This is a genomic window from Mesorhizobium sp. WSM4898, assembly GCF_029625845.1.
In the GTDB taxonomy this organism is placed as follows: Bacteria; Pseudomonadota; Alphaproteobacteria; order Rhizobiales; family Rhizobiaceae; genus Mesorhizobium.
Map to the genome: position 1 here is coordinate 1,079,688 of NZ_JARTVQ010000001.1, position 14,657 is coordinate 1,094,344.

Genomic DNA, 14,657 nt, shown 5'->3' on the forward strand with positions numbered 1-14,657 from the left:
CGATGGAACTGACCCTCGCAGCCGCCTTTGCTTCCTCGGCCCTTCTTTTTTCCAACCTTGCCAGCATCCTGCTCGCATCGTCGCGGCTGAAGCCCAGGCGGGTCATTCCTCCGCCTTCCAGCAAACAGCCGCCTGTCTCGATCGTCGTGCCGTCGCGCGGCGTGGAGCCGTTCACGCAGGAGACGCTCGACCGCGCCTTCTCGCTCGATTGGCCGCGCTACGAAATGATCTTCTGCGTCGCGCACGCCGAAGATCCCGTGGTCAAGCTGATCAACGCCGCCATCGCGCGATTTCCGAATGTTCCGGCGCGGCTCCTCGTCGGCGATGACAGGATCAGCGCCAATCCCAAGCTCAACAACTGCATCAAGGGCTGGCAGGCGGCGCGGCACGACTGGGTGATCCTCGCCGATTCCAACGTGCTGATGCCCAAGGACTATGTCCAGCATCTGATGGCGGCCTGGGGACCGGACACCGGCCTCGTCTGCTCGACGCCGATCGGCTCGCGGCCGGACGGTTTCTGGGCCGAAGTCGAATGCGTCTTCCTCAACACGCTGCAGGCGCGCTGGCAATATGCCGGCGAAGCGCTCGGCCTTGGCTTCGCCCAGGGCAAGAGCATGCTGTGGAACAAGCCGATGCTGGATGCAAATGGCGGCATCCAGGCTTTGGCCGCCGAAATCGCCGAGGACGCGGCGGCGACCAAGCTGGTCAACAGCCTTGGCCTTCGGGTCAATCTCGTGGCCGCGCCCTTCGAGCAGCCGCTCGGCCAGCGCACGCTCGCCGAAATCTGGTCGCGCCAGGCGCGCTGGGCGCGGCTGCGCCGCGTCACCTTCCCATTGTTCTTCGCGCCCGAAATCCTGACCGGTGTGGTCGCGCCGCTGCTTCTGGCGCTGATCGCGGCGGCAAGCGCCGGTGTCAGCCTGCCCGCGACCGCGCTCTGCGTGCTGGCGATCGCCTATGTGCCCGAATGCATGCTCGCCTGGTCCAAGGGCTGGTATCTGTCGCCGCGCAGCGTCACCGCGATGATCGTGCGCGACGCGATGCTTCCCGCCATCTGGGCGCGCGGCTGGCTTGGCGGAGCCGTCGAATGGCGTGGCAACGCAATGACCATCCGCAACAGCGGGATGACTGAACTCGAAGAGATTGCTTGAGCCGGCTGCGGCTCAAGCGCGCTCTTTGCAGCCGTGGCGGTTCATTCCTTCGCCGCCTTCAGCGCCTGTTCGATGTCGGCGAGCAGGTCGTCGGTATCCTCCAGCCCGACGGAGAGCCTGAGCGTGCCTGGTCCGATGCCAAGCTCGGCGCGGGCCTCGTCAGTGAGGTTTTTGTGCGTCGTCGTCGCCGGATGCGTGATCAGGCTCTTTGCGTCGCCGAGGTTGTTCGAGATCAGCACGATGTCGAGCGCGTTCTGCAAGGCGAAGGCCGCCTGCTTGCCGCCCTTGACGTCGAGGCAGATCAGCGTCGAGCCGCCCGACATCTGCTTCCTGACGATATCCGCCTGGGGATGGTCGGCCCGGCCCGGATAGATGACGCGGGCGATCTCCGGCCGGCCGGCCAGGAAGTCCGCGATCTTACCGGCGCTTTCGGTCTGCTGGCGCACGCGCAGCGGCAGCGTCTCGAGGCCCTTCAGCAGCGTCCATGCGTTGAATGGCGACAGGCTCGGGCCGGTGTGCCGGAAATAGTCGTGCAGGTTCTCGTCGATCCACTTCTTGTCCGACAGGATGACGCCGCCGAGGCAGCGGCCTTGTCCGTCGATGTGCTTGGTCGCCGAGTAGATCACGATATGGGCGCCGAGCTGCAGCGGCTTCTGCTGCAGCGGCGTGGCAAAGACGTTGTCGACGATCACGCGTGCGCCGATCGAATTTGCCAAAGCGGCGACAGCGGCGATATCGACCACTTCCAACGTCGGGTTGGTCGGACTTTCCAGGAAGAACAGCTTGGTGTTCGGCCTGACCGCTTTTTCCCAATTGGCAATGTCGGTGCCGTCGATCAGCGTTGCCTCGATGCCATAGCGCGGCGCCAGCGTCTCGACCACCCAGCGGCAGGAGCCGAACAGGGCTCGCGCCGCAACGATGTGATCGCCGGCCTTGACGCTGCAGAGCAGGGCGGCGGACACGGCGGCCATGCCGGAAGCGGTGGCACGTGCGTCTTCCGCGCCTTCCAGCGCGCACATGCGCTTCTCGAACATATCGACGGTCGGGTTGGCGTAGCGCGAATAGATGAAGCCGGGTTCCTCGCCCTTGAAGCGGGCTTCCGCTGCCTGGGCCGTCTCGTAGACATAGCCTTGGGTGAGATACATCGCCTCGGCGGTCTCGCCGAAGCCGGAACGCAGCGTCCCGCCATGCACGAGTGCCGTCTGAGGTTTCCAGTTACGCGTCTTGGTCATCGCCCTGCTTCCAAACACAAAAAAACCGGCCGCGACGTCGCAACCGGTCCATACGGCCTTGCGGCCCGACGGTCCTTTAGCGACTTGTTTAACGTGGCTGCAAGCCGACCGGCCAAATCACCACGGGATAACGACCCTTTAGACCCGCACCGCGCTTGCGTCAATTGCCGGCTTGATTAAGAGGTTTGTACCACGCAGCTTCCGCAAAAGTGTCCCGCGGTTTTGCGACAGGAAACTGCGACGACAATGACTTCGCCCGGAGCCAGACATTGCGGCAGACAGGCATTCTTCCCGATCAGGACATCGCGGCGCTCTTCCAGTCGGGCGCGCTGAAGTCGCCGCGCGCGCTCGACACCAACCAGATCCAGCCGGCTAGCCTCGATCTGAGACTGGGCGACAAGGCCTTTCGCGTGCGCGCTTCCTTTCTGCCCGGTCCCGATCATCTGGTGGCCGACAAGCTGGACCGGCTGAAGCTGCATGAGATCAATCTCGCCGAGGGCGCGGTGCTGGAGACGGGCTGCGTCTACATCGTGCCGCTGCAGGAAAGCCTCGCGCTGCCAGCGGAAGTCTCGGCTTCGGCCAACCCGAAGAGCTCGACCGGACGACTCGACATTTTCACGCGTGTCATGGCCGACCGCGGCCATGAGTTCGATAAGATCGCCGCCGGCTATCATGGCCCGCTCTATCTCGAGGTCAGCCCGCGCACCTTCCCGATCGTCGTGCGCGCCGGCTCGCGCCTGTCGCAGATCCGCTTCCGCACCGGCAACGCCGTGCTGTCGGAGAATGAGTTGCGTGACCTCCATCACGCAGAGATGCTGGTTGCGACCGAGCCGCCCAACATCTCCGGCGGCGGCATTGCGCTCTCTATCGATCTCGACGGCGACAAGGACGGCCTGGTCGGCTATCGCGGCAAGCACCACACCGGCCTCGTCGACGTCGACAAGCGCGCCGCTCAGGATGTGGTCGACTTCTGGGAACCGCTCTACAAGAGCGGGGCCGGCGAGCTCGTGCTCGACCCGGACGAGTTCTACATCCTGGTCTCTCGCGAAGCCGTGCACGTGCCGCCGCTCTATGCCGCCGAGATGACGCCTTTCGATCCGCTGGTCGGCGAGTTCCGCGTCCACTATGCCGGCTTTTTCGACCCGGGCTTCGGCCATTCCGCCGCCGGCGGCAGCGGCAGTCGCGCGGTGCTTGAAGTGCGCAGCCACGAGGTGCCGTTCATCCTCGACCACGGCCAGATCGTCGGTCGCCTCGTCTACGAGCATATGCTGAAGCGCCCGCAGGCGCTCTATGGCAGCGAGCTGGGCTCCAACTATCAGGCGCAGGGGCTGAAGCTCTCCAAGCATTTTCGCGCCGCGCGCTGATCGCCCAACCAGGCTGTGCTTGCCCGGCCTGGCGCGCCGTGCTTGGCTGCGTCTGACCATGTAGCAACTGAACCCAAGGGGATGAAAATGCAGATATCCAGATGGATCCTGTCGGCCGCGGCCGCCGCCATGCTGGCGCTCGGCGTCGGTTCGGTAGACGCGGCCGAAAAGATCAAGATCGGCACCGAGGGCGCCTATCCGCCCTTCAACACCATCACGCCGGACGGCAAGGTCGAAGGCTTCGACATCGACATCGCCAATGCGCTCTGCGCGCAGATGAAGGTCGAATGCGAGATCGTCACCCAGGATTGGGATGGCATCATTCCGGCCCTGCAGGCCAAGAAATTCGACGCCATCATCGCCTCGATGAGCATCACCGAGGAACGCAAGAAGCAGGTCGCCTTCACCCACAAATACTACACCACGCCGCTTGCGCTGGTCGCCCTGAAGGACGCCGACATCGCCTCGACCGAGCCGGCCTCGCTTGCCGGCAAGACGGTAGGTGCCCAGGCCTCGACCACCCAGGCCAACTACGTCCAGGACGTCTACGCCAAGGCCGGCGCCGAGGCGAAGCTCTACCCGACCCAGGAAGAGGCGGTCACCGATCTGCTCAACGGCCGGCTCGACGCCGTCATCTCGGACAAGTTCGTGCTGGTCGACTGGATGAAGAAGGCGAGCGACGGCTGCTGCAAGCTGGTGGGCGACGTCAAGGGCACCGAGACCGAGGCCGGCATCGCCGTGCGCCTGGAGGACACCGCCCTGCGCGACCGCCTCAACGCGGCCATCGACGCCATCGTTGCCGACGGCACCTACAAGAAGATCCAATCGAAGTATTTCGATTTCGATATTTATTGAGGTTGAAGCTGCCAATCTCCCCCCTCGTGGGGGAGATCACGCTAACCTCACAGCGCCTTCACCGCCACCTTCACTGGCTTCTCGATCTCGAGCGGGTTGCGCAGCGGCAGGCCGAAATCCTTGGCCTCGATCTCGAACGTGTCGCCTTCCTCGGTCCTGACGCCGTCTGCGAACGAGAGTGTGGCGGTGCCGAACATGTGCACATGCACGTCGCCCGGCTGGCGGAAGGCCGAATATTTGAAATGGTGATGCTCGAGATTGGCGATGGTGTGCGACATGTTCGCCTCGCCGGACAGGAACGGCTTTTCCCAAAGCACTTTGCCGTCGCGCCAGATTCGTGAAGAGCCCCTTATGTCGGCGGGCAGCTCGCCGATCAGGATTTCCGGTCCGAACGAGGCGTTGCGCAGCTTGGAATGGGCGAGGAACAGGTAGTTCACGCGCTCGGTCACATGGTCGGAAAACTCGTTGGACAGCGTGAAGCCGACGCGGAACGGCGCGCCGTCGTCGCCGATGACATAGATGCCGGCGATCTCCGGCTCCTCGCCGGCGTCTTGCGCGAAGGCCGGCGACATCAGCGCGGCACCGGGCGCCACCGCCATGGTGCCGTTGCCCTTGTAGAACCATTCCGGCTGCACGCCGATCTCGCCCTTGGCCGGCTTGCCGCCCTCCAGCCCCATGCGGAACATCTTCATGGAATCGGTGAGCTGCTCCTCGCCGTCGCTGAGCTTCTTGTGCATGGAATCGCGTGTCGCGGCGGAGCCGAGATGTGTAAGCCCGGTGCCGGTAAGGTGGAGATGCGCGGGGTCGGGATGGTTGATAGGCGACACCAGGCGTCCCTTCTTGTAGACGGCGTCGAGGTCGACCGCCTCGCCATAGCCCTTGCGCTCGATGAGCGCCTCGATCCCGGTGCCGGTGCGGGCTGCCTCCATCGCCAGCGAATAGACGCTGCGCGCGCCGTTGATGATCCGGGTCTTGCCGCCGCTGCGGGCAACGACGCGGATCGTCTCGGCGTCATCGAGGATCTGGGAAATCAGCATGATGAACCCTCTCTCTTTTGCCTTGGCCCGGCTGCCGATTGGCAAGCCCTGACCGGCGCAGCCCGGAACCGATCCGCGCCACGGTTGAAACTCTTCGTCCGGATTGCACTCGCGAGCCTGGTCCTTCCAGGACTTCTTCGCGCCGACGGGTTGCCGGCAGCTTCGCGATCTAGAACCCGTATGCCTCCTTAGTCCTTGCCTCCGGCCTCTACGCCTTGTTCTTGTTGTAGACGTCGAAGATGACGGCACCGAGCAGCACCAGGCCTTTGACCACCTGCTGCCAGTCGACATTGACGCCCATGATCGACATGCCGTTGTTCATCACGCCCATGATGAAGCCGCCGACCACGGCGCCGATGACCTGTCCGACGCCGCCCATTGCCGAGGCGCCGCCGATGAAGACGGCGGCGATCACGTCGAGCTCGCTGCCCAGGCCGGCGGCCGGGACGGCCTGGCCGAGGCGAGCGGCGATGATCAGGCCGCCCAGCGCCGACAGCACGCCCATGTTGATGAAGACGAGCAGCGTCAGCCTTTCGGTGTTGATGCCCGACAGCTGCGCCGCCTTGGCGTTGCCGCCCATCGCATAGATGCGGCGGCCAATGGTCATGCGCTTGGTGACGAAGACGAACAGCGAGATCAGCACGCCCATCACCAGAAGCACCACCGGCAGGCCCCTGTAGCTGGCGAACTGGAAGACCAGGAACAGCGCCAGCGCGCTGCCGACCAGCGTCTTGACGACGAACAGCGGGAAGGGCTCGGCCTCATAGCCATGCCGTTCGCGCTTACGCCGTGTTCTGAAGCCGAAATAGGCATAGGCGAGCACCGCGACCAGACCGAGCACGATCGTCGTCATGTGCAGCGTAAGGCCGCTGCCGACGATGGTCTTGCCGGCCGCATTCACCGTCGGCGGAATGAGCGTCAGCGGGCCGATGACGTCGGGGATGAAGCCGGAGCTCAACGCCTTGAAGCTGTCGGGAAGCGGGCCGACCGAGGAGCCGCCGCCAAGCAGTGCCTGGCAGATGCCGCGGAAGATCAGCATGCCCGCCAGCGTCACGATGAAGCTCGGTATTCGGTGATAGGCGATCCAATAGCCTTGCGCCGCGCCGATAAGCGCACCGACGATCAGGCAAACGATAGAGACCACCAGAGGATTGCTGAATATACCGAGCGGCCAGATGACCATCATCATTGCGGCAAGCGCGCCGATGAAGCCGGCGACCGATCCCACGCTGAGGTCGATATAGCCGGCGACGATCACCAGCAGCATGCCAAGCGCCATCACGATGATGAACGAGTTCTGCTGCACCAGGTTGCTGAGGTTGACCGGTTTGAACAGCGTGCCGGACGTCGTGTACTGGAAGAACAGCATGATGACGATCAGCGCGATGATCAGTCCGTATTCGCGCAGGTTCGTCGTCAGCGCCGAAACGGCGACACGCGGACCATGCTTGACGTCTTCGGCGACGCCGCTCTGCGGCGCGGGAGCGCTTTCTGTGCTCATGAGGCTTTTTTTCCTTCTCCCCGAACGATGGCGCGCATGATCTTTTCCTGGCTGGCGTCGCTTGCCGCCATTTCGCCGACGATACGCCCTTCGTTCATGACATAGATGCGGTCGGTGATGCCGAGCAATTCCGGCATTTCCGACGAGATGACGACGATTGCCTTTCCCTCTGCGGCGAGGCGGGCGATGATCGTGTAGATTTCGTACTTGGCGCCGACGTCAATGCCGCGTGTCGGTTCGTCGAGGATCAGCACTTCCGGGTCGGCGAACAGCCATTTCGACAGCACCACCTTCTGCTGGTTGCCGCCCGAAAGATTGCCGGTCAACTGATAGACGCTGGATGCGCGGATGTTGGTCTTCTTGCGATAGTCGTTGGCGACGCTCATCTCGCGCATGTCGTCGATGACGCCGCGGCTGGAGACGCCTCCCAAATTGGCCAGCGTCACGTTGTGCTTGATGTGGTCGATAAGGTTGAGGCCAAAGGTCTTGCGGTCCTCGGTGACATAGGCGATCCGGTTCTCCACCGCCTTGCTCACCGTCGAAAGATCGAGAGGCTTACCCCTGAGCAGGACCTCGCCGCTGATATGCCGGCCGTAGGAACGGCCGAACAGGCTCATCGCGAATTCGGTGCGGCCGGCGCCCATCAGCCCGGCAATGCCGACCACCTCGCCCTTGCGCACATTGAGGTTGACGTTCTTGATGACCTGCCGCTCGGCGTGGATCGGATGGTACACCGACCAGTTCTTCACTTCGAAAATAACCTCGCCGATCTGGGGCTCGCGCGGCGGGTAGCGGTCGTCGAGCGAGCGGCCGACCATCGAAGTGATGATCCGGTCCTCGCTGATGTCCTTCCTGGGCAGGGTCTCGATGGTGCGCCCGTCGCGGATCACCGTCACCTTGTCGGCGACGCGGTTCACCTCGTTGAGCTTGTGCGAGATCAGGATCGAGGTCATGCCCTGGCGCTTGAACTCGAGCAGAAGATCGAGCAGCGCCTGGCTGTCCTTTTCGCTGAGCGAGGCGGTCGGCTCGTCAAGGATCAGCAGCTTCACTTCCTTGCTGAGCGCCTTGGCGATCTCGACCAGTTGCTGCTTGCCGACGCCGATATTGGTGATCAGCGTCTTGGGATCTTCCTTCAAGCCGACTTTGTCGAGCAGGGCCTTGGTGCGCTTCTCGTTGGCGTTCCAGTCGATGACGCCGTAGCTGGCGTGCTCGTTCCCCAGGAAGATGTTTTCCGCGATCGACAGCATCGGCACCAGGGCAAGTTCCTGGTGGATGATGACGATGCCGATATGCTCGCTGTCATGGATACCCTTGAAGTGGCATTCCTGGCCGCGAAAGACGATCTCGCCTTCATAGGTACCGGTCGGGTAGACGCCCGACAGCACCTTCATCAGCGTCGATTTGCCGGCGCCGTTCTCGCCGACGATGGCGTGGATTTCTCCTTCCTCGACGCTGAGGTTGACGTTCGACAGCGCCTTCACGCCGGGGAACGTCTTGGTGATGTCGCGCATCTCCAAAATCGTCGAGCTCATCAGGAATTCCGCTCCCTGGCGCATGCCTGCCGTTTCCGGAAGGCGTTATGCGCGAAATCAACATACTGCAGTCTGGCTCGCGTCGCGATGGCGCATGGCGCTGCAGAAGCCGGCAAAAACAATACCGGGGTCGCTTCTGAACGAAAAGGGGCCCTGCGTCGCGCAGGACCCCTCCCTTAAAGGCTGGATTACTTCAGCTCTTCGGCCTTGATGTAGCCGGAGTCGACGACCAGCGCCTTGTAGTTCGACTTGTCGACCTCGTGCGGCGTCAAGAGGATCGAGGGAACGACCTTGACGTCATTGTTGTAGGTCTTGGTGTCGAGGCCGTCGGGCTTGCCGCCGGAGAGCACCTTGTCGACCAGCTGCACGGTGGCCTTGGCCAGCTCGCGGGTGTCCTTGAACACGGTCGAATACTGCTCGCCCGAAATGATCAGCTTGACCGAGGCGGTCTCGGCGTCCTGACCGGTCACGATCGGCCAGGGCTGAGCATCCGTGCCGTAGCCGACAGCGCGCAGCGAGGCGGTGATGCCGCGCGACAGGCCGTCATAGGGCGACAGAACGCCATCGACGCGGCTGCCGTCCGAGTAGTTGGCCGAGAGCAGGTTGTCCATGCGGGCCTGGGCGGTGGCGGCGAGCCAGCGCAGCGTGCCGACCTTGTCCATGCCCATCTGGCCGGACTTGATCTTGATCGAGCCGTCGTCGATCAGCGGCTGCAGGACCGACATCGCGCCGTTGTAGAAGAAGAAGGCGTTGTTGTCGTCGGGCGAGCCGCCGAACAGCTCGACGTTCCACGGCTTGGTGTTCGGGAAGCGCTCCTTGAGGCCCTTGACCAGGGAATTCGCCTGGATCACGCCGACGCCGAAATTGTCGAAGGTGGTGTAGTAGTCAACATTCGGGGTCTTCTTGATCAGCCGGTCATAGGCGATGGTGACGACGCCTGCGTCATTGGCCTTCTGCAGCGCATCGGCCATGGTGGTGCCGTCGATCGAAGCGATGATCAGCGCTTTCGGGCCTTTCGTGATCTCGTTTTCCAGCTGGCTGAGCTGGTTCGGGATGTCGTCCTGCGCGTATTGCAGGTCGACCGTGTAGCCCAGCGCTTCGAGCTGGGACTTGACGGCGTCGCCGTCGTTGATCCAGCGCTGCGAGGTCTTGGTCGGCATCAGCACGCCGACGAGACCCTTGTCGGCGGCGTGCGCCGAATTGGTCGTGGCGGCAATGCCAAGGGCCGCGACGGCGGCCAGCGTCTTGATGATCTTCACATTTACTCTCCCTGGTTGATGGACGCGACACCTCGGGGCTTCGCGGGCCGCGCAGTCGAACAGGAGCGCAGTCGCGCCTCTGTCGGCTTTATCGATCTCCGGTATCCTCCCAATCGGCCCCGCGACGCAGTTTCAATCGATACGATTTTGCTCGTTGCCGATCGCTGCGTCTCGGAACGCGCGAAGGGTGTGTCCCTTTGACATAACTGTCAAATGCGATCTTTGCTGGTTGCTATACCGAAACTGGTATGATTTAGCGTAGAGCAGAGAACTGCCGGAGAGGCTGGGAAATCATGGCGGCGCTGCGCGATCCTGATGCGATTTCAGGGAGTTACGAGAAGCTTCCGGGGGACGGCGAAACGCTCCTGCGCAGCGGCCTGAGCCTGCGCCATATGCGAATGATCGCCGCGCTCGACGATCACGGACGGGTGAGCGCCGCCGCCCAGGTGATGAATATTTCCCAGCCGGCGGCCTCGCGCATGATCGCCGAGATGGAGGCGGTGCTCGACGTGAAATTGTGCGAGCGGCTGCCGCGCGGCGTGACGCTGACCCCTTACGGTCAGGCGCTCGCCAGGCGCGCCCGCTCGATCCTGCTCGAAATGCGCGAAGCCGACCGCGAGATTTCGGAACTCAAGGCAGGCAAGGGCGGCTCGGTGTTTCTCGGCGCCGTGACTGCGCCGGCGATCGAACTGGCGGTGCCGGCGATTCGCGAGATCCGCCGCATCTATCCGCGCATCGAGATCACCATGCAGGTCGAGACCTCGAACGTGCTCGCTCGCGAGCTGATCGCCTCCCGCCACGACTTCATCATCGCCCGCATCCCCGATGACCTCAATCCGCGGCTGTTCGAATCGCGCGTCATCGGCATCGAGAAGGCCTGCCTGATCGTGCGCCGCGGCCATCCGCTTGCCGGCGGCGGGATGGTCGGCCTGGAGGAGACGGCTGCCTATGATTGGGTCTTCCAGTCCGGCGGCTCGCCCCTGCGCCAGGCGATGGAAAGCAATTTCTTGAACCGCAACATCCCGCTTCCCGACCGCATCCTCAACACCTCGTCGCTGCTCTTGACGCTGGTAATGGTGGCGCAATCTGACGCCATCGCCCCCGTTTCGGTGCAGGTGGCCAAGTTCATCCAGAGCGGCGACGGGCTGTCCGGAGCGATCGATGTCGTTCAGACCGAGTTCGACATCGAGGTCCGGCCCTACAGCCTGATCACGGTCAGGAACCGGGCGCTCTCGCCCGCCGCCAAGATGCTGCACGACTTCATCCTGCGCGAAGTGGGGTAATGGAACGAGAATGCTACCTGTGCGTTCAAACAGATCGGCAGTTCGCTGGAGCCCGTTTGGGTGAGGGAACCACCTGCCGATGCTGAACTATCGGGAGGTCTTTGATGGAACGTCGCTTGTTTCTGACTGGAATGCTTGGCGTTGCGGGGGCAGCGGCAATTGCAACCCTCGCTGGCCCCAGTAGGGCGGTTGCCGGAATTCCAAGCGGCAACGGAATTCTCGATCAACTCGATAAGCCCGATACCGCCGTCTTCGAGGATGGAGACGAACGTGCTGAAGTGGAGCAGGTTTACCATCGTCATTGGCATCACGGCCGTCGCCGCCGCAGTCGGCGCCGCGTTTGGAGACGTGTTTGCCGCCGCTACTGGCGTCGTGGCCGCTGGCGTCGCCGCTGCTGGCGCGAACGTGTTTGGATTGGCTTTTGGCTTTAGGGGTCCATAGCGGTTCAGCTTTGGATAAGAGCCGCTCACCCGCAGTAAAGAACTGTTTTTACGGAATTCCGGACCGAGACGTGGTCCTGGATTGCTCAACCGGTCCAGAGCCGGCCGCCGCAAGGTGGCTGGCTTCTTTTCCGCCATAGATCGCGCGGCGATCCTCTTCTAGGGCCCAAGCCCCTCGCCTTTCGAGCGGCTCTTTCGTTTGCGCGCTTTCGCCGAACGAGGTGGCTCCCTTCGGAGTGCGGTCAAAAAGCACGTTGATTTTCCAGTCGAGAGGATGCGGGCAGTTGGGCGATCTGGATGTTCGATGTTTTCAAAGCTGCCTGTTGTTAACCATCGCAATGTTAGCCTTGGTCTCGCCGGATGAGCGAGGTCACCAATATGCACGCCGATCTGCCGCGCGCGCGGGTTAAGCGGAGGCTGATAGCCAAGGCGCTAGCATTCCTCGCCGCCGCCCTGACAACGCTGCCCGCAGATGCCGAAACGGTGCAGGAAAATCCCGGCGGTCAGATCGTGATCTTCGCTTTGCACGTCGCCGAGCTGCGCGCCGCGAACGAGCCTGTGGAATTCGACGGTGCCTGCGACAGCGCCTGCACGCTCTATCTGTCTTTGCCCGCCGAGCAGCTTTGCATCACGCCGCGTGCATCCTTCGGCTTCCATCTGCCTTACGGCGTCGGCGCCCATGAGAACGCAATCGCCGCCGGGTACCTGATCTCGCAATATCCCGACTGGGTTCGCCTGTGGATCGAGGAACGCGGCGGCCTGTCGCGCACCATCGTGCGGATGGAAGCCGCCGAGGCCGCAAAGCATCTTCCCCTCTGCGGCGTGCTGGCCTGACCGGCAAGCGGCAACGATCGCATTCGCCATCGGCCGCCTGAGGACGCTCTGCCAGATCGCTGCGACCGCGCGGCACTGTAGCGAGGGATGGAGCGGGTAGCGGGAATCGAACCCGCGCGTTCAGCTTGGGAAGCTGACAGGCTACCATTACATCATACCCGCGCAACAGCCTCGTTACCATGATGGCCCCGCATCTAGCAATCGGCGATACATTGAAAAGCCGAGAGCCATCCACCGGCGCTTTGACGCCGCGCCACAACATGGTAATGGCTCAGGGGTTAAGGGTGGGGACCCAGCTTGGAAATCAATGTTCGGAAGAGGAAGCGAGCCTCTCGCTCCGGAAAAGCCTTTGCTGTGGAAGATCTCGGATTCCTGCTGAGGCTTCCTGTTTTTGTATTCGTCTCTCTTTTCGTGCCTGAGAAGAGATGGCGCAGTGTCTGCCTTTGGCTGGAGCGGCTGAAACGGGCGCCTGAGTCTCGGCGCGACGTTGGTGACCAACCGGATCTTGCCGCCTTTGGCATAGCCGGCCGCGAGGACCGGCTCCGGGTCGACGCGATGCGCAGCGAACACAACATCCAGATCGTCCGCGAGTGGCTCGTCGGCTGGCGACCCGAGATCGAACTCCTCGGCGCCGAGCATCTCGATGCGGCGCGCGAACAGGGCCGTGGCGCCGTCCTGTGGATTGCGCATTTCGCCTTCAATGCGCTTGCGGCGAAGATGGTTTTCGCCAAAGCCGGCTTCGATGTCTTCCATGTCAGCAGGCCCGAGCATGGTTTCTCGAAATCGCGCTTCGGCATCCGGTTCCTCAACCCGATCAGAACCGGCGTCGAGCTCAGACATGCCGCGGGCCGTATCGTGATCGACCGCGCCAATCCCGCCGCCAGCATGAACGAGGCGAGGCGGTTGCTTCGCCAGGGCAAGTTTGCGTCCATCACCGCTGGCGCCTGGGAGGGTGAGTTGCTCGTGCGTGCGCGAATCGGCCAGTCGGCCATTGAATTTGCGGGCGGCGCGCCCCGGTTGGCCAGGATCGCCGGCGCTCCCCTGCTGCCGGTCTTCGTCGTTCGTGACGACAGCACAGGCAAGATACGGGTGACTGTGGAAAATCCGATCGATCTTGATCGCAGCCAGGACAAGGCCGAACTGATCCAGAGCGCCGCGCAAGACTTCGCCGATCGGCACCTGGCCTATCTGAAGGCCAGTCCCCACCAGTGGCGCGACTGGGGCAAGTTGAAGGCTCACCAAGGCACGTTGATCGAGACGGAAGCCGGATGCCTCTCTTCAGCATTCTGATCACCGACGACGGCAGCGAGCACGTTTCCGGGCTCGTTGCCGAAAACATCCACTCGCTCACGGCTGCTCATCCGGGCGAAGAGCACCGCCTGTTCCGGGAAGCGGCGTTGGCGGAGTTCATTTCGACGCATTTCGGAGCAGAGGTGCTTTCGGCTTTCAGGACGCTGCGACCTTATTCCTACAAGGCGGACCTCGCCAAATATTGCCTGCTCCATGAGCAAGGCGGCCTTTATGCCGATCTCTCCTATTTCTTCCTGCGCGGAGTGCCGCGCGCCGATGGAAAATTGTCGATCTTTCGCGATTTCCTCAGCTCGACCCCTTGGGACACCAGCATCGGCGTTGTTGCCGCGCCGCCTCGCCACAAGGCGCTCGCCAAGGCGATCGAGCTTGTCTGCGCCAATGTGAAACGGGAATATTACGGGCCGACTGCGCTCTGCCCCACAGGCCCGACCTTGTTCGGCAAGGCCGTCGCGCTGACCTGCGAACCGGAAGACCTTATCGTCGGCGAAGCCCTCAGGTCGGTGCCGTCTGCCGCGCCTCTTCAGCCGTCCGCGGATTTCGGCCATTGCCTCAGCCATGATGGCGAGCCGGTCGCGATCAAGCGTAAGCGGGGCGGCAAGCCGATATCGCACCTCGGTATCGGCGGCGGCAACCGCTACAACAGGCTGTGGCGCTCCAGGGAAGTCTACCGCGACCGGCCGCTTTGGGCCCGCATCTTCCGATGGCGGATCTGACCGTGCGAGCCGCGTGTGCCGGCCGGATCGGGCTATCAGGGCTGCCAGCACGATGGCTTCGCGCGCGGCCTTCGGCTTGATGCCGGGTATCCGAGTGCGTATTTCTGAGGTCGCGCCCCGAATCGGGCAGCTCGAACCGGAGAACGGC

13 protein-coding genes, 1 tRNA gene and 1 riboswitch are annotated in these 14,657 nt (G+C 63.2%); of the genes, 7 read left to right on the forward strand and 7 right to left on the reverse strand.

The genetic code is table 11. The annotated features are described in order from the left end of the window. The first annotated feature begins 2 nt into the window (after positions 1-2). Complete coding sequence (locus P9228_RS05215; protein WP_278052608.1) at positions 3-1,148, forward strand: ceramide glucosyltransferase; 1,146 nt, start codon at positions 3-5, stop codon at positions 1,146-1,148. A 41-nt stretch (positions 1,149-1,189) separates the two neighbouring features. On the opposite strand, the gene P9228_RS05220 is transcribed toward P9228_RS05215, so the two are convergent. Continuing rightward, the gene (locus P9228_RS05220) at positions 1,190-2,380 is read right to left on the reverse strand and encodes an O-succinylhomoserine sulfhydrylase (RefSeq protein WP_278052609.1); all 1,191 of its coding nucleotides are present in this window, start codon (positions 2,378-2,380) and stop codon (positions 1,190-1,192) included. Between the two features lie 56 nt (positions 2,381-2,436). Continuing rightward, positions 2,437-2,514, reverse strand: a riboswitch (SAM riboswitch). Between the two features lie 135 nt (positions 2,515-2,649). On the opposite strand from P9228_RS05220, the gene P9228_RS05225 reads away from it, so the two are divergent. Both P9228_RS05225 and P9228_RS05230 read left to right on the forward strand, forming a co-directional pair. Next, a complete protein-coding gene (locus tag P9228_RS05225) occupies positions 2,650-3,744 on the forward strand; it encodes a 2'-deoxycytidine 5'-triphosphate deaminase (RefSeq protein WP_278052610.1) in 1,095 nt (364 codons plus the stop codon). An 87-nt stretch (positions 3,745-3,831) separates the two neighbouring features. Then, entirely contained in the window at positions 3,832-4,599 is a 768-nt protein-coding gene (locus P9228_RS05230; protein ID WP_127239717.1) for an ABC transporter substrate-binding protein, read from the forward strand. 47 nt (positions 4,600-4,646) lie between these two features. Here P9228_RS05230 and araD1 read toward each other — a convergent pair whose 3' ends face one another. The 4 genes from araD1 to chvE all read right to left on the reverse strand — a co-directional run bounded on the left by araD1 (position 4,647) and on the right by chvE (position 9,928). Continuing rightward, entirely contained in the window at positions 4,647-5,636 is a 990-nt protein-coding gene (araD1, locus tag P9228_RS05235; RefSeq protein ID WP_278052611.1) for an AraD1 family protein, read from the reverse strand. Between the two features lie 208 nt (positions 5,637-5,844). Further along, a complete protein-coding gene (mmsB, locus tag P9228_RS05240; RefSeq protein WP_066996778.1) occupies positions 5,845-7,137 on the reverse strand; it encodes a multiple monosaccharide ABC transporter permease in 1,293 nt (430 codons plus the stop codon). Next, a complete protein-coding gene (gene mmsA / locus P9228_RS05245; RefSeq protein ID WP_067322747.1) occupies positions 7,134-8,669 on the reverse strand; it encodes a multiple monosaccharide ABC transporter ATP-binding protein in 1,536 nt (511 codons plus the stop codon). Before mmsA ends, mmsB begins: the two co-directional genes overlap by 4 nt. Before the next feature lie 188 nt (positions 8,670-8,857). After that, complete coding sequence (gene chvE / locus P9228_RS05250; protein ID WP_278052612.1) at positions 8,858-9,928, reverse strand: multiple monosaccharide ABC transporter substrate-binding protein; 1,071 nt, start codon at positions 9,926-9,928, stop codon at positions 8,858-8,860. Positions 9,929-10,221: 293 nt separating this feature from the next. Between chvE and P9228_RS05255 the strand changes: the two genes are divergently transcribed. Beyond that, positions 10,222-11,211 (forward strand): LysR substrate-binding domain-containing protein, encoded by a 990-nt coding sequence (locus tag P9228_RS05255; protein WP_067322751.1) that lies wholly within the window; start codon positions 10,222-10,224, stop codon positions 11,209-11,211. Here the strand turns inward: P9228_RS05255 and P9228_RS05260 are convergent. Continuing rightward, complete coding sequence (locus P9228_RS05260) at positions 11,127-11,789, reverse strand: hypothetical protein (protein WP_278052613.1); 663 nt, start codon at positions 11,787-11,789, stop codon at positions 11,127-11,129. The two genes, P9228_RS05255 and P9228_RS05260, sit on opposite strands and share 85 nt — an antisense overlap. Positions 11,790-12,011: 222 nt before the next feature. On the opposite strand from P9228_RS05260, the gene P9228_RS05265 reads away from it, so the two are divergent. Beyond that, positions 12,012-12,485, forward strand: coding sequence for a hypothetical protein (locus P9228_RS05265; protein ID WP_095799372.1), 474 nt, complete (start codon positions 12,012-12,014; stop codon positions 12,483-12,485). Between the two features lie 88 nt (positions 12,486-12,573). Here P9228_RS05265 and P9228_RS05270 read toward each other — a convergent pair. Next, positions 12,574-12,647, reverse strand: a tRNA-Gly gene (locus tag P9228_RS05270). A gap of 135 nt (positions 12,648-12,782) precedes the next feature. Here P9228_RS05270 and P9228_RS05275 point away from each other — a divergent pair. After that, complete coding sequence (locus P9228_RS05275; protein WP_127324735.1) at positions 12,783-13,775, forward strand: hypothetical protein; 993 nt, start codon at positions 12,783-12,785, stop codon at positions 13,773-13,775. Beyond that, positions 13,754-14,509, forward strand: coding sequence for a glycosyltransferase (locus P9228_RS05280; RefSeq protein ID WP_127214398.1), 756 nt, complete (start codon positions 13,754-13,756; stop codon positions 14,507-14,509). The genes P9228_RS05275 and P9228_RS05280 overlap by 22 nt, the downstream gene beginning before the upstream one ends. The last annotated feature ends 148 nt before the right edge of the window (positions 14,510-14,657 follow it).

Excerpts from the sequence above, each read along its gene's own strand:
- P9228_RS05215 (WP_278052608.1), top strand. The coding sequence starts at position 3 with ATGGAACTGACCCTCGCAGCCGCCTTTGCTTCCTCGGCCCTTCTTTTT.
- P9228_RS05220 (WP_278052609.1), bottom strand. The coding sequence starts at position 2,380 with ATGACCAAGACGCGTAACTGGAAACCTCAGACGGCACTCGTGCATGGC.
- P9228_RS05230 (WP_127239717.1), top strand. The coding sequence starts at position 3,832 with ATGCAGATATCCAGATGGATCCTGTCGGCCGCGGCCGCCGCCATGCTG.
- araD1 (WP_278052611.1), bottom strand. The coding sequence starts at position 5,636 with ATGCTGATTTCCCAGATCCTCGATGACGCCGAGACGATCCGCGTCGTT.
- mmsB (WP_066996778.1), bottom strand. The coding sequence starts at position 7,137 with ATGAGCACAGAAAGCGCTCCCGCGCCGCAGAGCGGCGTCGCCGAAGAC.
- mmsA (WP_067322747.1), bottom strand. The coding sequence starts at position 8,669 with ATGAGCTCGACGATTTTGGAGATGCGCGACATCACCAAGACGTTCCCC.
- P9228_RS05255 (WP_067322751.1), top strand. The coding sequence starts at position 10,222 with ATGGCGGCGCTGCGCGATCCTGATGCGATTTCAGGGAGTTACGAGAAG.
- P9228_RS05260 (WP_278052613.1), bottom strand. The coding sequence starts at position 11,789 with ATGGCGGAAAAGAAGCCAGCCACCTTGCGGCGGCCGGCTCTGGACCGG.
- P9228_RS05265 (WP_095799372.1), top strand. The coding sequence starts at position 12,012 with ATGAGCGAGGTCACCAATATGCACGCCGATCTGCCGCGCGCGCGGGTT.
- P9228_RS05280 (WP_127214398.1), top strand. The coding sequence starts at position 13,754 with ATGCCTCTCTTCAGCATTCTGATCACCGACGACGGCAGCGAGCACGTT.